The sequence below is a fragment of the Streptomyces sp. NPDC031365 genome (genome assembly GCF_055569765.1).
Genome location: NZ_JBVIIM010000004.1, coordinates 59,041 through 77,445 on the forward strand (window position 1 = coordinate 59,041; position 18,405 = coordinate 77,445).

An 18,405-nucleotide genomic window follows, 5' to 3' on the forward strand; every position below is an offset into this window, starting at 1 on the left:
GAGAGACCCATGGCGAACCCCAACTTCCCGTCCCGGGCAGACGTCGACACCGTTGTGAAGACCGGCGCCACCTACGCGAGAGACCTCGTCGAACGGATCGTCTGGACGTTCCTCGTCGCCGCCGGAGGTGTGGCGCTGGCGGCCGGCCCCGCGGACATGTTCTCCGCCTCGTTCTGGGAGACCGTGGGCGCGGCCGGTATCGCGGCGGTCGGCTCGCTGGTGAAGGGCCTGGTCGCGAAGGTGATCGGGCAGCGGAACAGCGCCTCGACGGCGCCGAGCGTCTGATGCTGGCGGCGGCCCGGCGGCTCACCCGACGACTGGGCCGCCGCGGTGCGCTTCTCACCCTCAAGGGCGTCATGGCCACCGGGTACGGCTCAGGGCAGCTCGTGCAGCCGACGGGTGACCGGCAAGGGCTGACGCTGCTGCTGAAGCTGGCGCCGTTGGAGGTCTGGGGCTGGGCTTGGATCCTTGCAGGTGCCGTTGCCCTGGTCTGCGCATGGCTGCCACGACCGCACGACTGGCCGGGGTTCGTCGCGGTGTGGCTGATTGCGTCCGCCTGGGCCGGGGCCTACCTCGCGTCCTGGTGGCCGCTCGAGGAGAGCCCCAGGGGGTGGGTCATCGCCCTGATTTTCGGCGCGTTCGGGACGGTCAACCTCGTGGCGATCGGATGGGACGAGCCCGCACGAACGGAGCCACCGCGTGAGACCTGAGATGCTGACTGCACTGTCCGCCCTGGCGGTGGCAGTCGTCACCGCCATGGGCGCCATTGCGACCACTGTGATCGGCCGGCGACAACCGCGAGGACAGCAGCGTCGCGACGACTTCACCACCATCGTCACGGAGCTGCGCACCAACGTGGGCGAGCTGAAGACCGAGCTCGCTGAGCAGAAGGCAGCATCCCAGCGCGATCGGGAGCGGATCACCGCCCAGGAGTTCGCCCTCCGGTACGTCGCCGGGTGGGCGCGCTCCCTGGTCGGCTACATGCGGCAGCAGCGGCTGGAGCCGCCGCCGCCCCCGCAGCCAGTGCCCGAGGAGGCCCGGCCCTTCCTTCACGACATCGGGCTGTGAGTCCCGGTCCGGCCCCGTGGTGGGAGGCCGGCCCGGGACGTCTGGTGCCCGCTCCCTACAACTGCCCCCGCTCTCCCCTGGTATGGGGGAGGGCGGGGGCGTTTCGTCATGCCTGGGTGCGGTCGGCGACGAACGAGCCGAGGCCGCGCACCGTGTAGATAACGCCCTCTTCGCGCAGGTTCGCGAGTACTTTCTGGGCGGTGTCGACGGCGACGCCGGTGTCGGTGACGATCTGCTGCACGGAGGGGACGCGGGAGCGCGGCGGATAGGTGCCGTCTGCGATCCGCTGCCGGATGACGTCGGCGATCTGCTCCCACCGTGGCCGGTCCTGCGCCCACTCGTCGATCATGTGTGCACCGTAGGCACCGGTCCCGCATGGCCGCGATCGGTAGAAGTTGGGCGTATCCCAGGGTGCACTACCCCGTACTAGGGGTAAGGTCCCCATCACATAGCGAACCCCCGCGACTACTGGCCAGCGGTCACGAGGGTTCGATGCCGACGCTACGAGGGAGCGACGACATGCCAGAGACTACGCACCCCACCGACCTACGGACAGACGGCGCCCTGCCGCTGCCATTGCCCGCGCTGTCGCTGCTGTCCGGCGAGCAGCGCCGCGGCGTGCACTGCGCCTGGTGCAGTACGGCGCTCACCGCCGAGACGGCCAAGGACGCCGGAGAGCGGGACGCGGCCGACGGCGGCCGGCTGTTCCCCCGCGGTTGCGCCGGATGCGCCGGCCGGGCCGCGTACCAACTGCTGTTCGAGCACACCCGCTCGTGCGACCGCTGCCAGACGGACGCGTCGTGCCCGGTGTCGGTGGCCGCGAACCGGCTGATGCGGGAGGGCGGCCTGTGACCACGCCGCGGGACACCATGGAGGAGGCGCCGGTCCTGGGCGTCCTGCTCCCCGACGCCGAGCCCGCGCCTGGTTGCGCCAACTGCCGCGGCTGGGCCTGTCGCCGGGACATAGCCCGGCGGGCACGCGACTTCACGCGCGTCTCTGACTGCAACGTGATGATCCGCCGCTGTACCCACTGACTCCCGTGCCCGGTGTGCAGTCCGCCGATCGCACCGGGCGCGGGACCCGGGCGGCCCGCCCTACGCCCCCGTCGGGGACGGGCCGCTCACCCAGACTCCTGGCCGCCAGCCAGGGGGACGCCGTTCGGTGTCGGCCGTCCATCCGGAAGAGAGCGGCTGCCCGTGCCGAAACTCCAGGGCAGCCGCTCACCCCACCAGGTCACGCAGCGGGACACCGATCGCCCGGGCGATCCTCAGCAGAGTCCTCAAGGTCGGGTTCGCCCCGCCGGACTCGATGTCCTGGTAGTGCGACCGGTTCATCGGAACCGCGAGGAACACGGCCTCCTGTGTCAGGCCGTGGTGCTCGCGAGCGTCACGGATGCGCCGGCCGATACGGGCCATCTCGCTGGTGAGGTCATCGTCGGCGGGCACGCGAGACACGGTGGGCCCGTAACGATCTTGTGTCAGCCTGGTGACACCAGGCTATTGGCGATCATGGGTCGTGGTGGGGTGCAGGAGGCGGGGAACAGACTGCCGATGGCGTTGCGGCCACCCGGGAGGGTGCCCCAGGAGAGGACGCCGGAGGCAGGGAGGGCGGTCACCCATATCGGGTGACCGCCCTTTCTCGTCCCTTCGGGCCAGCGACGGGCCAGCTAGCGATCATGGGGCCTGGTCAAAACGGACAGGACCCCAGCTCAGTTCGCGTCTGAGCTGGGGTCCAGCAGGTAGGCCCTGTGGGACTCGAACCCACAACCAATGGATTAAAAGTCCACTGCTCTGCCAATTGAGCTAAGGGCCCCTGGCGATGTTGCCTCCCCGAGCATAGCCGGACGTGGCCGAGTCTCCGATCGGGTATCGGGGAGGCGGGCCGTGATGCGCCCCGCACGGACGCGGAAGAGCCCGCGCGACAGGTGTCGCGCGGGCTCTTCCGGCCGGCTCGGTGAGAGCGTGTCAGCCGTTGCGCTTCCAGCGCGGCTTGTCCTCGCGGCGGCCGAAGGAGCCACCACCGCGGTGGTCGTCACGACGGCCGTACGGGCGGTCGTGGCCGCCGGTGCGGAAACCCGGGCGGTCGCCCTGGCGGTCCCGGTTGAACGGACGGTCGCTGCCCCGGTGGCCACCGCGGTCGTCACGGCGGAAACCGCCACGGTCAGCGTCACGGTCCCGGCCGATGCCGCCACGGTCGTCGCGGCGCTCGAAGGAACGCCCACCACGGTCACCCCGCTCACCCCGCTCACCACGGTCATCGCGGCGGAAACCGCCACGGTCACCGCGGTCGTCACGGCGGAAGCCACCACGGTCACCGCGGTCGTCGCGACGGAAACCGCCACGGTCAGCGTCACGGTCCCGGCCGATGCCGCCACGGTCGTCGCGGCGCTCGAAGGAACGCCCACCACGGTCACCCCGCTCACCACGGTCATCGCGACGGAAACCGCCACGGTCACCACGGTCGTCACGGCGGAAACCACCACGGTCACCGTCACGGCGCTCGAAGGAACGCCCACCACGGTCACCCCGCTCACCACGGTCGTCACGGCGGAAACCACCACGGTCACCACGGTCGTCACGGCGCTCACGCCGCTCGTACGGCGCCGAAGCCTCCGTACGCTCCACGCGCTCGGTCCGCTCGACGTCACGCGCGGTCGGCTGCTCCGGCAGCGACACCTCGGCCTCGGCCGACGCCACGGCGGCCGCCTCGGCCACTACCGTCTCCGGGTCCTCGCCGCGCTCCCGCGCGGACCGGGCCAGCAGCCGGTCGGCCTCGCCGCGCAGCTCCGACGCGCGGCGCTGCGCCCGCTCCAGCTCCTTGGTGAGCTGGGCGACCTCGCGCTCGGCCTGCTGCGCCGCGTTGCCCGCCGACTCGGCCTGCACCTCGGTCATCGACCGGGCACCGGTGATCTCGGCGACCTCCGGCTCGAAGGCCGCGCCGCCCTGGATGATGTGGCGCGTGGCGTCGACGCCCGCGTCCTCCATCAGCCGGAAGATCTGACGCCGCTGGTGCGGCAGGGACAGGGACACCACGGTGCCGGTACGGCCGGCACGCGCCGTGCGGCCCGCGCGGTGCAGGTAGTCCTTGTGGTCGCCGGCCGGGTCGACGTTGAGGACGAGGTCGATGCCGTCGACGTGGATACCGCGGGCGGCGACGTCCGTCGCGACCAGGACGTTGACGTAACCGTCCTTGAAGTCGGCCAGCGTCCGCGTGCGCGCGCCCTGCGTCATGCCGCCGTGCAGTGCGTCCGACTTCACACCGGCGTCACGCAGCTGCTCGGCGACGCGGTCGGCGCCCAGCTGGGTGCGGACGAAGATGATGGTGCGGCCCTTGCGGGAGGCGATGGCCGCGGTGACCGGCGCCTTGTCCTTCGGCTTCACGACGAGGATGTGGTGCGACATGGTCGTCACCGCGCCCTGCGCCGCGTCCACCTCGTGCGTCGCCGGATCGTGGAGGTAGCGGTCGACGAGGGTCTTGATCTCGTTCTCCATGGTCGCGGAGAACAGCATGCGCTGGCCGCCCGCGGGTACCTGGTCGAGCAGTTCGGTGACCTCGGGCAGGAAGCCCAGGTCGGACATCTGGTCGGCCTCGTCGAGGACGGTGATCTGCACGTTCTCCAGGGAGCAGGCACCGCGGTTGATGATGTCGCGCAGACGGCCCGGGGTGGCGACGAGGATGTCGACGCCGCGCTCGAGGGCGTAGATCTGGTTGCCCATCGACGTGCCGCCGCAGACGACCTTCATCTTCAGGCCCATGACGTCGCCGTACGGCTGGAGTGCGTCGGCGACCTGCATGGCGAGCTCACGCGTCGGCGTCAGGATGACGGCGCGCGGCTTGTGCTTCTCGGTCCGGCCGCCGGCCAGCGTGGCCAGGGTCGGCAGACCGAAGGAGAGGGTCTTGCCGGAGCCGGTGCGGCCACGGCCGAGGATGTCCTTGCCGGCCAGGGCGTCCGGGATGGTCGCGGCCTGGATCGGGAAGGGGGTGGTCACGCCGTTCTGCGCGAGCTTGCGCACGACACCCTCGGGCAGGCCGAGGTCGGTGAAGGTGGGCTCGGAGGCCGCCACCTCGGGGACCGCCACCTCGGGGACCGCCACCTCGGGGGTGACGTCGATGCCGGCGTCCTCGATGTTCTCGGGCACGACGACGTGATCAGTACTGGCGATGGGCATACGAATGCGAAACCTTCCGGAGTCTCTTCGGCACGCGCCCGTCAACTCCGTGATTCGCAATTCGCAATACGACCGCCTCGATGCGGTCCACCACGGCAAGGGAGAGACTACGCGCCACACGGCGCGCTCTGCAGTGGCGCCGGGCAAATAGGATCAAACGATCTGCCACCATACGCACCCTGGCACCCCGAAAGCAAACCGGCAGGTGAGCGCGGGGTCGGGTGGGCAAGGAGGCGCTGGGGAGAACCTTAGACCGGCGCCCCCGCTTCCGGCGCCGGTTCCCGCTGCGCCAGCTGTGTCCCGGGCGGCTGGTGGGCCGACGAGGACGGTTCCGCCTGGGTCGGCTCCGGCGTTGCCGACGGCTCGGGCGGCACCGGCGTGGGCTCCGGGTCCGGCGTCCGCGTGGGCTCCGGCGGAACGGGACCCTCGTCGGGGGTCGGCCCCGGGGGACCGCCGGGGCCGCTGCCGACCGGCGCGGACCGGCTCGCCCCCGGGGACGGCGAGGCCCCGGCCGACGCCGGTTTCCCCGCTCCGTCCTTCTCCCCCCTGCCCTTGCGCCCCTTGTCCGTGCCACCGTCCGCGCCTTCGCCGTCGGCGGCCGCGGCGCCGTGCCCGGCCCCGCCGCCCGGCCCGGCCGCGCCCCCGTCCGGAGCCTCACCGCCCGACCGCCCCGCGGAGTGCGACGGCCCGGCGTCCCCGCCGGTGCCGCTCTCACCCACGCTCACACAGCCGGCGGCAGCGGTGAGGGCGACGACCGTGGCGGCCAGGCGAACGGGTACGTACAAGCGGCGCACGGAGCCACCTCCGATGGGAGTACAGGGTCAACAACCCCAACTCCCGCCACCCACAAGAAGACACGCGTACGGCCTATCCGTAGCCGAGCGCGTGCAGCCGGGCGTCGTCGATCCCGAAGTGGTGCGCGATCTCGTGCACCACCGTGATCTCCGTCTCGGCGACCACGTCCTCCCGCGACTCGCACATCCGCAGCGTCGGCCCCCGGTAGATGGTGATCCGGTCCGGCAGCACCCCGGCGTACCACTCGCCCCGCTCCGTCAGCGGAGTTCCCTCGTACAACCCGAGCAGCTCCGGATCGTCGGCCGGCGGTTCGTCCTCGACGAACACCGCGACGTTGTCCATCAGCCGCATCAGCTCCGGCGGAATCCGGTCCAGCGCCTCGGAGACCAGCTCCTCGAACATTTCGCGCGTCATCTCCAGCACAGAGCCATTGTCGGGCACGGGCCGTCCGTACGAGATGCGCGGGTCACCCGCATATCCCGCCCGCGACGTGGGCATACGGGACCAATGGCCCGCGTCCCCTCCGCCGTCGTGAACACCGTCCACCGCATCCAACGGGTCCCGCGGGCCCTCACCCGCCGCCACCGCTCCCGCCGGTCCTCGCCCGCACCCTCCACGCAGGCCCTCGTCCCGGGCTCGCACCCCTGGACACGCGCCCTCGGTCTCGTCGCCGTGGTCGTTCTCGGCGCCTGGCTCGGCCTGCTCGTCGTCGGCAACGTGCGCGTCCCCGTCGGACCCATGAACACCACGATGGCCCTGCGTCCCTCCTTCACCGGCGGAACCAAGATCAACGTCTCTCCCCTGGGCGCCCTGCAGCTCGACAGCCACACCGCCCCCGTGCGCCTCGACGTCAACATCGACCAGCTCGACCCCGAGCGCTCCCAGGCTCTGGTCGACCACCCCGAGCGGCTCGCCGGCCTTCAGGACGAGGTCACCCAGGACATCGGTCACGGCACCGCCGACCTCGCCGTACGCTCCTGCGTCGCCGTCGTCACCGGCGCCACCGCCCTCGGCCTGGTCATCTACCGCCGCCCCCGGCGCGCCCTCGCCGCCGGCGGCCTCGCCCTCACCCTCCTGGCCGCGTCCGGCGGCACCGCCTACGCCACCTGGAACCCCGACTCGGTCCTGGAGCCCAGGTTCTCCGGCCTGCTCTCCTCCGCCCCCTCCCTCGTCGGCGACGCGCGCAGCATCGTCACCGAGTTCGACGTCTACCAGCAGGAGTTGGCCCGCCTCGTCACCAACGTGACCAAGCTCTACGACGCCACCTCCACCCTCCCCGTCTACCAGCCCGACCCCACCACCCTCCGCGTGCTGCACGTCTCCGACATCCACCTCAACCCCGCCAGCTGGAAGATCATCGCCTCGCTGGTGGAGCAGTACCAGGTGGACGTGATCGTCGACACCGGGGACACCATGGACCACGGCACCGCCGCCGAGAACGGTTTCCTGGACCCCGTCGAGAACCTCGGCGCCCCCTATGTATGGGTCCGCGGCAACCACGACTCGCTCGTCACCCAGCGCTACCTCGCACGCAAGAAGAACGTCCACGTCCTCGACGACGGCAGGGCGAAGACCATCGCCGGCCTGCGCTTCGCCGGCATCGGCGACCCGCAGTTCACCCCCGACCGCTCGAAGAGGGCCGGCGCCGAGCAGTCCCAGGAACTGGCCGGCGCCCGCCTCGCCTCCGCCCTGCGCGACCAGCGCACCGCCGGCACCCCCGTCGACGTCGCGCTCGCCCACGAACCGTCTGCCGCCCGTGAGGTCGACGGCACCGTGCCCCTGGTCCTGGCCGGACACATCCACCGCGAGGACACCGAGGTCATGCGGTACGGCACCCGGCTCCGCGTCGAGGGCTCCACCGGCGGCAGCGGCCTGCGCGCCATCGAGGGCAAGTACCCCGACCCCATCGAGACGTCGATCCTCTACTTCGACCGTGACAGCCGCCGTCTCCAGGCCTGGGACTCCATCGAACTGGGCGGGCTCGGCCTGACGACGGCAGAGGTCAGCCGGCACCTTCCCGAGGAGAACCAGCCGGGCGCGACGACCTCGCCGTCACCCTCCCCCGGCACCGGTTCGACCGCCCCTCCGTCGCCCTCCCCCGGCACGCGCTCCACGCCCGCACCGTAAACCGTTTTGGCGAACCCTCCCGCCATCCCATATGCTTCTCACGTCCCCGACGCGCCGAGAGGCGCCCAGGCGGGCCGATAGCCCTCATCGTCTAGCGGCCTAGGACGCCGCCCTTTCAAGGCGGTAGCACGGGTTCGAATCCCGTTGGGGGCACGCACCACCCTGTGCGACACTGTCGTACGACGCGCTTGGTCCTGTGGAGCAGTTTGGAGTGCTCGCCACCCTGTCAAGGTGGAGGCCGCGGGTTCAAATCCCGTCAGGACCGCTGGTGTTTCACGTGAAACACCGCGGCTGGGTAGCTCAGTTGGTACGAGCGATCGCCTGAAAAGCGATAGGTCGCCGGTTCGATCCCGGCCCCAGCCACAGCAAAGGCCCCGATCAGCGATCGGGGCCTTGTTGTGCGCCCCCCGCAAAATCGTTGGCCGCGAAATTCCGCGGGATGAGATCCTGGAGTCCGTATGTCTACGCACTCTGCCCCCGTTCTCGCCTCCCTTGCCTCCCGTCTCCCCGAGCTGTCGCTGCGCGACGCGCACCGGCTCGGGCGGAGGCTCGAGGGTGCGCGCAAGATCCGTAAGCCGGAGGCCCGCGCCGCCGTGCTCGCCGAGATCGAGACGGAGGTCGACGCGGCCGAGGAGCGGATGACGGCCCGGCGCACCCGGGTGCCGGAGATCCGGTACCCGGAGCAGCTGCCCGTCAGCCAGAAGAAGGACGCGATCGCCGAGGCGATCCGTGATCATCAGGTCGTGATCGTCGCCGGCGAGACGGGTTCCGGCAAGACCACCCAGATCCCGAAGATCTGCATGGAGCTGGGCCGGGGCGTCCGGGGCATGATCGGGCACACCCAGCCCCGGCGCATCGCCGCCCGTACGGTGGCCGAGCGGGTCGCCGAGGAACTGGACACCCCGCTCGGGGAGGCCGTCGGCTGGAAGGTCCGCTTCACCGATCAGGTGAATCCGGACGCCACGTTCGTCAAGCTGATGACCGACGGCATCCTGCTCGCGGAGATCCAGACCGACCGTGAACTGCGCGCCTACGACACGATCATCATCGACGAGGCGCACGAGCGGTCACTCAACATCGACTTCCTGCTCGGCTATCTCGCCCAGCTGCTGCCGAAACGTCCGGACCTCAAGGTCGTCATCACGTCGGCGACCATCGACCCGGAGCGCTTCTCCCGGCATTTCGGCGACGCCCCGATCGTCGAGGTCAGCGGGCGCACGTATCCGGTGGAGGTGCGATACCGGCCGCTGCTGGAGGAGGATTCGGACGACGCCGACCGGGATCAGATCACGGCGATCACGGACGCCGTCGAGGAGCTGATGGCGGAGGGATCCGGCGACGTCCTGGTGTTCCTCTCCGGCGAGCGGGAGATCCGGGACACGGCGGACGCGCTGACCAAGAAGCGGTACCGGTCGACCGAGGTGCTTCCGCTGTACGCCCGGCTGTCGCATGCGGAGCAGCACCGGGTGTTCCAGCAGCACAGTGGTCGCCGGATCGTGCTGGCGACCAACGTGGCCGAGACGTCCCTCACCGTGCCGGGCATCAAGTACGTCATCGACCCCGGGTTCGCCCGTATCTCCCGCTACAGCCATCGCACCAAGGTGCAGCGGCTGCCGATCGAGCCGGTGTCGCAGGCGAGCGCCAACCAGCGCAAGGGCCGCTGCGGCCGTACGTCGGACGGCATCTGCATCCGGCTGTACAGCGAGGACGACTTCCTGGCCCGTCCGGAGTTCACCGACGCGGAGATCCTGCGGACCAACCTTGCCTCGGTGATCCTGCAGATGACGGCGGCCGGCCTGGGTGAGATCGAGAAGTTCCCGTTCATCGACCCACCGGACCACCGCAACATCCGTGACGGTGTCCAGCTGCTCCAGGAACTGGGGGCGCTCGACCCGGCACAGAAGGATCCCCGTAAGCGGCTGACCCAGACCGGGCGGAAGCTGGCGCAGTTGCCGGTGGACCCCCGGCTGGCGCGCATGGTGCTGGAAGCGGACCGGAACGGCTGTGCCCGTGAGGTCATGGTCATCGCGGCGGCGCTGTCGATCCAGGATCCGCGCGAGCGGCCGGCGGACAAGCAGACCCAGGCCGATCAGCAGCATGCCCGCTTCCGGGACGAGTCCAGTGACTTCCTGGCGTTCCTCAACCTGTGGCGGTACGTCCGCGAGCAGCAGAAGGAACGGGGCTCGTCGTCGTTCCGTCGGATGTGCAAGCAGGAGTATCTGAACTTCCTGCGGATCCGTGAGTGGCAGGACATCTACACGCAGCTGCGGACGGTCGCCCGGCAGATGGGCATCCATCTGAACGAGGACGACGCGGCGGAGGACCGCGTCCATGTGTCGCTGCTGGCGGGTCTGCTCTCGCACATCGGCATGAAGGACGTGAAGGAGTCCAAGGACTCCGGTCAGAGCGGCGGCCGCAAGGACGGCGGGCGGAACGAGTACCTGGGGGCGCGGAACGCCAAGTTCGCGATCTTCCCCGGTTCGGCGCTGTTCAAGAAGCCGCCGCGGTTCGTGATGTCGGCCGAGCTGGTGGAGACGTCCCGGCTGTGGGCGCGGGTCAACGCGAAGATCGAGCCGGAGTGGGTGGAGCCGCTCGCGGAGCACCTGCTGAAGCGCACGTACAGCGAACCGCACTGGGAGAAGGACCAGGCGGCCGTGATGGCGTACGAGAAGGTGACGCTGTACGGCGTACCGATCGTGGCGCAGCGCAAGGTGAACTACGGCCGGATCGATCCGGAGATCTCCCGGGAGCTGTTCATCCGCAACGCGCTGGTCGAGGGCGACTGGCGTACGCATCACAAGTTCTACGCGGACAACCGGCGGCTGCTGACCGAGGTCGAGGAGCTGGAGCACCGGGCGCGGCGCAGGGACATCCTCGTCGACGACGAGACCCTGTTCGACTTCTACGAGCAGCGGATCCCCGAGCACGTGGTGTCGGGGGCGCACTTCGACTCGTGGTGGAAGCACAAGCGCCACGAGCAGCCGGACTTCCTCGACTTCGAGCGCGAGATGCTGATCCGTGAGTCGGCGGAGGCGGTCACCGAGGCCGACTATCCCGACACCTGGCGGCAGGGACCGCTGAAGTTCCGGGTGACCTACCAGTTCGAACCGGGCGCGGATGCCGACGGTGTGACGGTCCACGTTCCGCTGCAGGTGCTGAACCAGGTGACGGACGAGGGCTTCGACTGGCAGATCCCAGGTCTGCGGGAGGACGTCGTCACGGAGTTGATCCGTTCGCTCCCCAAGCCGATCCGGCGGAACTACGTGCCGGCGCCGAACGTCGCCCGGGCGTTCCTGGAGCGGGCGGTGCCCTTGCAGGAGCCGCTGACGGTCACGATGGCCCGCGAGCTGAAGCGGATGGTCGGGGTGCCGTTCGAGGCGGAGGACTTCGACTGGTCCCGCGTTCCGGACCACTTGAAAGTCACGTTCCGGATCGTCGACGAGCGGCGGCGCAAGCTCGCGGAGGACAAGGACCTGGAGGCGCTCAAGCTCCAGTTGCGGCCCAAGGCCCGCAAGGCCCTGTCCCAGGCGGCCGCCGCGACCGCGCAGCGTCAGGGCGGCGAGTCGCTGGAACGCAGAGGGCTGACGGACTGGACTATGGGTTCGCTCACCCAGGTGTTCGAGACCCGTCGTGCCGGTCAGCCGGTGAAGGCGTATCCGGCGCTGGTGGACGACGGTGACACGGTCTCGGTCCGGTTGTTCGACTCGGAGGCCGAGCAGGCGGAGGCGATGTGGAAGGGCACCCGGCGGCTGATCCTGCTCGGAATCCCGGTGAACCCCGCGAAGTTCGCTTCCGAGAAGCTGACGAACCCCCAGAAGCTGGCACTGTCCGCGAATCCGCACGGTTCCGTACAGGCTCTGTTCGACGACTGCGCGACGGCCGCGGCGGACAAGCTGATCGCGGACTTCGGCGGGCCGGTGTGGGACGAGGAGTCGTTCCGGAAGCTGTTCGACAAGGTCCGCGCGGAGATCGTCGACACGACGGTCCGCGCGGTGGGCCAGGTGCAGCAGGTACTGGCCGCGTGGCAGGCCTGTGAGCGCCGTCTGAAGGGCGTACGGAGCCCCGCGCTGCTGGCGAACCTCCAGGACGTGCGGGGGCAGCTGGACGAGCTCGTACGGCCGGGCTTCGTGACGGAGGCGGGGCTGCGGCGGCTGCCGGACCTGATGCGGTATCTGGTGGCCGCGGACCGCCGGCTGCAGCAGATGGCGGCGAACGTGCAGCGGGACTCCACGCGGATGGCGAAGGTCCATGAGATGCGGGACGAGTACGCCTGGCTGCTGGAGCAGATGCCGCGGGGACGGCCCGTTCCGCGCCAGGTGCTGGACATCCGCTGGATGATCGAGGAGCTGCGGGTCAGCTACTTCGCCCACGCGCTCGGCACGGCGTACCCCGTGTCGGACAAGCGGATCGTGAAGGCCATCGACGCGGCGGTGCCGTAACCGCGCCCGTACGCAGGGTGAGTTCGACCAGGGAGCTCCCCCTCCTGTACAGTCCTTCTCGCAGCGCAGCGCAAGGATCGCACTGCGAAACCTGGTCCTGTGGAGCAGTTTGGAGTGCTCGCCACCCTGTCAAGGTGGAGGCCGCGGGTTCAAATCCCGTCAGGACCGCAGCAAAGGAAGGCCCGCACCCGCAAGGGACCGCGGGCCTTCCGCGTTCGCCGTCGCCGCATCGGCCGCGCCCCGCGGCGGAGACGCGCACAGCGGGTGTATCGCCGCCCGACGGCCGACCCGTGACGGGTGTGGGACTTCCGCACGAAGGATCCGGGTCCTCACCCGGGCTCCTTTGCGTGCGTCGGGGCACTGTGCGCCTCTCTGCGGCTCTACGCCGTCTTGACGGGCCCACCCCATCCCTCGGTACCCCAGGAGGCGGGGCACGACTCCACGGAGCCCCTGGAGGTGGCGCATGGCGGGATCGGCCAGGCACGAGACGCGGGCGTTACTCCGTGCCCATCTGTCGGCCGCGTCCTCCTACCGGCATCTGATGCGTCACTGCCCCATCTGCCACCGCCTGTTGCGGCTCACGCCGGATCCTCCGCCCCACCCGTCGGAACCCTCCGGGGAACAACCCGCCCCCAACGGACGTTCGCTCTAGCGCATATGCCACAGGCCCAACAAGGCGACTGGCATGTGACGGGTGTCACCGCATGAGTTTCGGGAAGTGCGGTACTTACGCCTGACCTACAACAGGTCAATTTAATATGTGCAATTGCACCACTCACCGAGGTCCGCGCCGACCGGCACGGAGACGATCCCACAGCCGCCCCCAGAGTCCGACAAGCCCGCGCACGGAGCACCCCCCGAGCCTTGTCACGGGCACCGCCCGGCCCACCAGCAGCGCACAAAAAAGATCGCGCTGGACCCGGCGGAGTCCAGCGCGATCGACGACGCGCCCTTGTTCAGTTACCTGGAAAGCTCTGATCTGCTGGGGCGAGGGGTCTGTTGGGGCAGTCCCCGCGTCGCTTGGAGCTGAGATTCCCGGGCGCCTCGACCAGTGGGGGACCAGCCGGTTGTGCCCGGTTCATGCAGTTGTTCAGGCCTCGCTGCGCTGCTGCGGAATGCCCGCGAGCAGTGCGCGGACCTCGGCTTCGCGGTAGCGGCGGTGCCCGCCGAGCGTGCGGATCGACGTGAGCTTGCCGGCCTTCGCCCAGCGCGTGACCGTCTTCGGGTCGACGCGGAACATGGTGGCGACCTCAGCCGGGGTCAGCAGCGGCTCGGCATCAGGGGTGCGAGCGGTCATGAGCGGCCTCCTCGGGAGAACCGAACCTTCTCGGTTCATTCCTCTAAATTCTGCACCTTGACCCGCGTTGCCCGAAATGGTGGACGCGGGTCGAGTCGGTTATAGGACGAACGGCTTGTCCTCGGCACTACAACTACACCATCCGTCCAGCCGCGTCGGCCAAACCGATGGAATTGCCCTCCCAGGTGTTCATCAGCCGCGGAAGCCGATGGACCATGCCATAGCGGACAGTCACGCTGCTGTGACGATCAGTCACAGCAGCGATCAGGAGTCACCAGACCACCCAAAGCGTGCAATGCTGAGATTCCGCCCATAGTTGAGCACAGTAGGACGGAGGAGTCCTCCCCGGACTCCTTGTCCTATTTTGGCATGAGGGTGGGCAAGTGGCGCAAGGGGCCCGTAAGTGTGGTCCGTCACGCTTGACGCCCTTGGGGCATACGCCCGGATCGGCATCTACGTCCGTTGCCGGGGCCGCACTGACGGAACCTCAGGATCCTCAGGGCGACGACAAAACCCCAAGAAGGGCGTTTGGTCAAACGTCAGTTCGCCGAGCGCAGGTCACGCACCGACCTCCAGCGCTCCACGAGGCGCCCGTAGGCCGCCCCGGCGCCCTCCTCGTCGCCGCGCCGCAGCGCCGCGATCCCTTCGGCCACGTCCGCCGCCGAGTGGTCGCCCTCCAGGGAGCCGGCCGGCAGGGCGTGCACCAGTCCGCCGTAGTCCAGCTCCACCAGCGAGCGCGGGTGGAACTCCTCCAGCCAGCGTCCGACGTCCACGAGTCCGTCGATCAGCAGGTTCTCGTCCATGGCGTCCCGCAGCGCCCGCAGCCCGCGTGCCACCCGCCGGCGGGCCTGGACCATGGGGGTGCGATAGCGCAGGACCGGCGCCTCACCGGGGGAGCCCCTGTCGTACTCCCGCTCGTCGTCCGCGACCAGCACGAACCAGTTGATCGGCACCTGCCAGGTCGCGGTGCGGATCCACGGCCGGGCGTCGGGATGTCCGGCCAGCCAGCGTTCGTAGTCCTGGGTGGCCTGGTGCCGTACGACCGGGGGCAGCAGGGCGTCCAGAACCGGCAGCGGGAACTCCTCGGCGAGTTCCCCCAGGGCCTGCCAGCCGCGCAGCCGGGTGCGCCACGGACAGACGCAGACCACGCCGTCCGCCTCCAGGACGAACGCGTCGTCACTCTCGTGCACGGGCACCGGCACCGGCGGGGTCGGTGCCAGGTCGGCCAGCGACCGACGGAGTTCGTCCTGGTAGGACGGGCGGTCGGGGCGGCGTGCGTACCGGGTCCAGTGGTCGCGTTCCGGTTCCGGGAAGGCGGCCAGCGGTTCGTACACGCGCAAGTAGGTCGCGTAGGGGACGGTCACCGAGGACACCTTGGGCACCCCTGCTCCCTCCCCCGCGGACCGCTGCGAAAACCTGCCCGGCACCCGCTCGGACGGGTGGGAAACCGAGGCAAACCGCCGCACGGCGGTACTCCGGACGGAGGTGATACGGGACACGGTGCCGCCGTCCGGCGCATCAGGATCTAATCTCGTGCTCACAGCCCCCGCCGCCCTCCCCTCTGCCACAAGCGTGGGGGGACCCCACGGGAGCCGACCCCACCCGCCGCTACTTACTCAGGAGTCACCACAGTGACCGACGTATCTGACGGCGTCCTGCACACCCTGTTCCGCTCGGACCAGGGGGGCCACGAGCAAGTCGTGCTCTGTCAGGACCGTGCCAGTGGCCTCAAGGCCGTCATCGCCCTCCACTCCACCGCCCTGGGCCCGGCCCTCGGCGGTACGCGCTTCTACCCGTACGCCTCCGAGGAGGAGGCTCTCGCCGACGCGCTGAACCTCGCGCGCGGGATGTCGTACAAGAACGCCATGGCCGGTCTCGACCACGGCGGCGGCAAGGCCGTGATCATCGGCGACCCGGAGCGGTTCGAGCCCGCGCAGAAGGAAGCGCTGCTGCTGGCCTACGGCCGGTTCGTCGCCTCACTCGGCGGCCGGTACGTCACCGCCTGCGACGTCGGCACCTACGTCGCCGACATGGACGTCGTGGCCCGCGAATGCCGCTGGACCACCGGCCGATCCCCCGAGAACGGCGGCGCGGGCGACTCGTCCGTACTCACCTCCTTCGGTGTCTACCAGGGCATGCGGGCCGCCGCCCAGCACCTGTGGGGCGACCCGTCGCTGCGCGACCGCAAGGTCGGCATCGCGGGCGTCGGCAAGGTAGGCCACCACCTGGTGGAACACCTGCGGGCCGAGGGGGCCGAGGTCGTGATCACCGATGTGCGCGAGGACGCCGTACGGCGGATCCTCGACCGTCACCCCCAGGGCGTGTCGGCCGTGGCCGACACCGACGCGCTGATCCGCACCGAGGGCCTGGACATCTACGCCCCGTGCGCCCTCGGCGGGGCGCTGAACGACGACAGCGTGCCGGTGCTGACCGCCAAGGTGGTCTGCGGCGCCGCCAACAACCAGCTCGCCCACCCGGGTGTGGAGAAGGACCTCGCCGACCGCGGGATCCTCTACGCACCGGACTACGTGGTGAACGCCGGCGGTGTCATCCAGGTCGCCGACGAGCTGCACGGGTTCGACTTCGACCGGTGCAAGGCGAAGGCGTCGAAGATCTTCGACACCACGCTCGCCATATTCGCACGTGCGAAGGAAGACGGGATTCCGCCGGCCGCCGCGGCCGACCGGATCGCCGAGCAGCGGATGGCGGAGGCGCGTCCGGTCCGTTGAGAAGGAAGAGGGCGGCCCGGATCGGGCCGCCCTCGCACGTCTGAGCGGTACCCGCCGGAGGGCACTTGGAGAGAACTCTCACTTCTCTCGGCGGGTCGACCGCCGATAAGTGGTGAAAATCGCGGTTGACCAGCAAGAACAGGGCGCTTCGACACCCCTGGGCACGGGCACGTCGTGCGGGCGACGTACCGTATGGGCGCGGGCTCAGGTACCGTGGGAGCCCTACGGACCGGTCTCTTCACGGAGAGCCCGTTCCGGACCATGAACGCGTGTCAAGACTCTGGGGCCGTCGAGCCCCGTCGTTGAGGGGGTCGAGCCATGGGGCGCGGCCGGGCCAAGGCCAAGCAGACGAAGGTCGCCCGCCAGCTGAAGTACAACAGCGGTGGGACTGACCTCTCACGCCTGGCCGAAGAGCTGGGTGCATCGCCATCGAATCAGCCACCGAACGGTGAGCCTTTCGAGGACGATGAGCAAGACGACGACCTGTACGCACGGTACGCCGACCTCTATGAGGACGACGACGAGAGCGGGGACGGCCCGTCCCCGGGGCAACGTCGCGGCGCTTGACCTTGCGCTGAGCATGAACCCGGTAGGTGACCCCGGTCACCGGCCGGGTTCAGTGTTGCCCGGGAATTCCGGACCGCTCCCACGGTCCGGTGCGCTGCCCGCCCGCTCACCGTGCGGGCAGCGTCCCGGTGCTCAGTTCGCGTAGTCACCGACCAGGGCCGCGCCCGTGGTGTGCTCGCCGCGGTCGGTGATCTCACCGGCCACCCAGGCGTCCACCCCGCGGTCGGCCAGCGTCGTGAGGGCCACGTCGGCGGACTCCTGCGGCACGATCGCGATCATGCCGACGCCCATGTTCAGCGTCTTCTCCAGCTCCAGCCGCTCGACCGCACCGGTCCGTCCGACGAGGTCGAACACGGGTGCGGGCGTCCAGGTGGAGCGGTCGACGTGGGCGTGCAGCCCGTCGGGGATCACGCGCGCCAGGTTGGCCGCGAGGCCGCCGCCGGTGACATGGCTGAAGGCGTGCACCTCGGTGGTGCGCATCAGCGCCAGGCAGTCCAGGGAGTAGATCTTGGTGGGCTCCAGGAGCTCCTCGCCGAGGGTGCGGCCCAGCTCGTCGATCCGGGCCTCCAGGGCGAGCCCCGCGCGGTCCAGCAGCACGTGCCGAACCAGGGAGTAGCCGTTGGAGTGAAGTCCCGAGGACGCCATGGCGATCACCGCGTCGCCCGTACGGATGCGATCCGGGCCGAGCAGACGGTCGGCCTCCACGACACCCGTACCGGCGCCGGCGACGTCGAAGTCGTCCGGGCCCAGCAGACCGGGGTGCTCGGCCGTCTCACCGCCGACCAGGGCACAGCCGGCCAGTACGCAGCCCTCGGCGATGCCCTTGACGATGGCGGCGACCCGTTCGGGGTGGACCTTGCCGACACAGATGTAGTCGGTCATGAACAGCGGCTCGGCGCCGCACACCACGATGTCGTCCATGACCATGGCGACCAGGTCGTGGCCGATGGAGTCGTAGACCCCCAGCTGCCGCGCGATGTCGACCTTGGTGCCGACGCCGTCCGTGGCGGAGGCGAGCAGGGGGCGCTCGTAGTTCTTCAGGGCGGAGGCGTCGAAGAGGCCGGCGAATCCGCCGAGGCCGCCGAGGACCTCGGGGCGCCGGGTCTTCTTCACCCATTCCTTCATCAGCTCGACCGCGCGGTCGCCCGCTTCGATGTCGACGCCCGCCGCTGCGTAGCTGGCACCAGTGTTCTGGGACATGGCTGTGAGAGCTT

General features: G+C 70.0%; 17 protein-coding genes and 5 tRNA genes. 13 read left to right on the top strand and 9 right to left on the bottom strand.

All coding sequences use genetic code 11. The features are described 5' to 3' along the window. The first annotated feature begins 9 nt into the window (after positions 1-9). The 3 genes from ACZ5C2_RS08070 to ACZ5C2_RS08080 are packed head-to-tail and all read left to right on the top strand — an operon-like array spanning position 10 to position 1,068. Positions 10-285 carry a hypothetical protein gene (locus ACZ5C2_RS08070; protein WP_468787826.1) on the top strand — a complete coding sequence of 92 codons (276 nt, stop codon included), beginning with the start codon at positions 10-12 and terminating at the stop codon, positions 283-285. After that, the gene (locus ACZ5C2_RS08075; RefSeq protein ID WP_468787828.1) at positions 285-710 is read left to right on the top strand and encodes a hypothetical protein; all 426 of its coding nucleotides are present in this window, start codon (positions 285-287) and stop codon (positions 708-710) included. Before ACZ5C2_RS08070 ends, ACZ5C2_RS08075 begins: the two co-directional genes overlap by 1 nt. A gap of 1 nt (position 711) precedes the next feature. Next, on the top strand, positions 712-1,068 hold the full coding sequence (locus ACZ5C2_RS08080; protein WP_468787830.1) for a hypothetical protein: 357 nt from the start codon (positions 712-714) through the stop codon (positions 1,066-1,068). A gap of 106 nt (positions 1,069-1,174) precedes the next feature. Here ACZ5C2_RS08080 and ACZ5C2_RS08085 read toward each other — a convergent pair whose 3' ends face one another. After that, positions 1,175-1,417 carry a GntR family transcriptional regulator gene (locus tag ACZ5C2_RS08085; protein ID WP_468787832.1) on the bottom strand — a complete coding sequence of 81 codons (243 nt, stop codon included), beginning with the start codon at positions 1,415-1,417 and terminating at the stop codon, positions 1,175-1,177. Between the two features lie 170 nt (positions 1,418-1,587). Here ACZ5C2_RS08085 and ACZ5C2_RS08090 point away from each other — a divergent pair, with 170 nt between their 5' ends. Continuing rightward, positions 1,588-1,920, top strand: coding sequence for a hypothetical protein (locus ACZ5C2_RS08090; protein WP_468787834.1), 333 nt, complete (start codon positions 1,588-1,590; stop codon positions 1,918-1,920). 368 nt (positions 1,921-2,288) lie between these two features. Here ACZ5C2_RS08090 and ACZ5C2_RS08095 read toward each other — a convergent pair whose 3' ends face one another. The 5 genes from ACZ5C2_RS08095 to ACZ5C2_RS08115 form a co-directional block, all read right to left on the bottom strand. Next, positions 2,289-2,513: a helix-turn-helix domain-containing protein gene (locus ACZ5C2_RS08095; protein ID WP_468787836.1), complete on the bottom strand. Its 225-nt coding sequence runs from the start codon at positions 2,511-2,513 to the stop codon at positions 2,289-2,291. Positions 2,514-2,807: 294 nt separating this feature from the next. Further along, a tRNA-Lys gene (locus tag ACZ5C2_RS08100) sits at positions 2,808-2,880 on the bottom strand. 152 nt (positions 2,881-3,032) lie between these two features. Beyond that, on the bottom strand, positions 3,033-5,237 hold the full coding sequence (locus ACZ5C2_RS08105; RefSeq protein WP_468787838.1) for a DEAD/DEAH box helicase: 2,205 nt from the start codon (positions 5,235-5,237) through the stop codon (positions 3,033-3,035). A gap of 248 nt (positions 5,238-5,485) precedes the next feature. Next, a complete protein-coding gene (locus ACZ5C2_RS08110) occupies positions 5,486-6,031 on the bottom strand; it encodes a hypothetical protein (protein ID WP_468787839.1) in 546 nt (181 codons plus the stop codon). A 73-nt stretch (positions 6,032-6,104) separates the two neighbouring features. Continuing rightward, positions 6,105-6,455: a metallopeptidase family protein gene (locus tag ACZ5C2_RS08115; RefSeq protein ID WP_189557072.1), complete on the bottom strand. Its 351-nt coding sequence runs from the start codon at positions 6,453-6,455 to the stop codon at positions 6,105-6,107. Between the two features lie 84 nt (positions 6,456-6,539). On the opposite strand from ACZ5C2_RS08115, the gene ACZ5C2_RS08120 reads away from it, so the two are divergent. The 7 genes from ACZ5C2_RS08120 (at position 6,540) to ACZ5C2_RS08150 (ending at position 13,250) form a co-directional block, all read left to right on the top strand. Continuing rightward, a complete protein-coding gene (locus ACZ5C2_RS08120) occupies positions 6,540-8,159 on the top strand; it encodes a metallophosphoesterase family protein (protein ID WP_468787842.1) in 1,620 nt (539 codons plus the stop codon). Between the two features lie 80 nt (positions 8,160-8,239). After that, a tRNA-Glu gene (locus tag ACZ5C2_RS08125) sits at positions 8,240-8,312 on the top strand. A gap of 37 nt (positions 8,313-8,349) precedes the next feature. Next, positions 8,350-8,424: transfer RNA gene (locus tag ACZ5C2_RS08130), tRNA-Asp, on the top strand. A 24-nt stretch (positions 8,425-8,448) separates the two neighbouring features. After that, positions 8,449-8,522: transfer RNA gene (locus ACZ5C2_RS08135), tRNA-Phe, on the top strand. A gap of 95 nt (positions 8,523-8,617) precedes the next feature. After that, positions 8,618-12,598: an ATP-dependent RNA helicase HrpA gene (gene hrpA / locus ACZ5C2_RS08140; protein ID WP_468787844.1), complete on the top strand. Its 3,981-nt coding sequence runs from the start codon at positions 8,618-8,620 to the stop codon at positions 12,596-12,598. Positions 12,599-12,691: 93 nt separating this feature from the next. Further along, positions 12,692-12,766: transfer RNA gene (locus tag ACZ5C2_RS08145), tRNA-Asp, on the top strand. Positions 12,767-13,061: 295 nt separating this feature from the next. Then, entirely contained in the window at positions 13,062-13,250 is a 189-nt protein-coding gene (locus tag ACZ5C2_RS08150) for a DUF6274 family protein (protein WP_468787846.1), read from the top strand. Between the two features lie 438 nt (positions 13,251-13,688). Here the strand turns inward: ACZ5C2_RS08150 and bldC are convergent, their stop codons facing one another. Beyond that, entirely contained in the window at positions 13,689-13,895 is a 207-nt protein-coding gene (bldC, locus tag ACZ5C2_RS08155) for a developmental transcriptional regulator BldC (RefSeq protein ID WP_003949541.1), read from the bottom strand. Between the two features lie 539 nt (positions 13,896-14,434). Next, positions 14,435-15,277, bottom strand: a complete 843-nt coding sequence (locus ACZ5C2_RS08160) for a DUF8083 family protein (RefSeq protein WP_468787848.1) — start codon at positions 15,275-15,277, stop codon at positions 14,435-14,437. Between the two features lie 249 nt (positions 15,278-15,526). Here ACZ5C2_RS08160 and ACZ5C2_RS08165 point away from each other — a divergent pair, with 249 nt between their 5' ends. After that, a complete protein-coding gene (locus ACZ5C2_RS08165; protein WP_468787850.1) occupies positions 15,527-16,624 on the top strand; it encodes a Leu/Phe/Val dehydrogenase in 1,098 nt (365 codons plus the stop codon). Positions 16,625-16,942: 318 nt separating this feature from the next. After that, positions 16,943-17,191: a DUF3073 domain-containing protein gene (locus ACZ5C2_RS08170; protein ID WP_468787852.1), complete on the top strand. Its 249-nt coding sequence runs from the start codon at positions 16,943-16,945 to the stop codon at positions 17,189-17,191. 132 nt (positions 17,192-17,323) lie between these two features. On the opposite strand, the gene purM is transcribed toward ACZ5C2_RS08170, so the two are convergent. Beyond that, positions 17,324-18,391, bottom strand: coding sequence for a phosphoribosylformylglycinamidine cyclo-ligase (gene purM, locus ACZ5C2_RS08175; RefSeq protein ID WP_468787854.1), 1,068 nt, complete (start codon positions 18,389-18,391; stop codon positions 17,324-17,326). Positions 18,392-18,405: the final 14 nt, after the last annotated feature.

Coding starts and splice junctions, on each gene's coding strand:
- ACZ5C2_RS08070 (WP_468787826.1), top strand. CDS start 10: ATGGCGAACCCCAACTTCCCGTCCCGGGCAGACGTCGACACCGTTGTG.
- ACZ5C2_RS08075 (WP_468787828.1), top strand. CDS start 285: ATGCTGGCGGCGGCCCGGCGGCTCACCCGACGACTGGGCCGCCGCGGT.
- ACZ5C2_RS08080 (WP_468787830.1), top strand. CDS start 712: ATGCTGACTGCACTGTCCGCCCTGGCGGTGGCAGTCGTCACCGCCATG.
- ACZ5C2_RS08085 (WP_468787832.1), bottom strand. CDS start 1,417: ATGATCGACGAGTGGGCGCAGGACCGGCCACGGTGGGAGCAGATCGCC.
- ACZ5C2_RS08090 (WP_468787834.1), top strand. CDS start 1,588: ATGCCAGAGACTACGCACCCCACCGACCTACGGACAGACGGCGCCCTG.
- ACZ5C2_RS08105 (WP_468787838.1), bottom strand. CDS start 5,237: ATGCCCATCGCCAGTACTGATCACGTCGTCGTGCCCGAGAACATCGAG.
- ACZ5C2_RS08120 (WP_468787842.1), top strand. CDS start 6,540: ATGGCCCGCGTCCCCTCCGCCGTCGTGAACACCGTCCACCGCATCCAA.
- hrpA (WP_468787844.1), top strand. CDS start 8,618: ATGTCTACGCACTCTGCCCCCGTTCTCGCCTCCCTTGCCTCCCGTCTC.
- ACZ5C2_RS08150 (WP_468787846.1), top strand. CDS start 13,062: ATGGCGGGATCGGCCAGGCACGAGACGCGGGCGTTACTCCGTGCCCAT.
- bldC (WP_003949541.1), bottom strand. CDS start 13,895: ATGACCGCTCGCACCCCTGATGCCGAGCCGCTGCTGACCCCGGCTGAG.
- ACZ5C2_RS08170 (WP_468787852.1), top strand. CDS start 16,943: ATGGGGCGCGGCCGGGCCAAGGCCAAGCAGACGAAGGTCGCCCGCCAG.
- purM (WP_468787854.1), bottom strand. CDS start 18,391: ATGTCCCAGAACACTGGTGCCAGCTACGCAGCGGCGGGCGTCGACATC.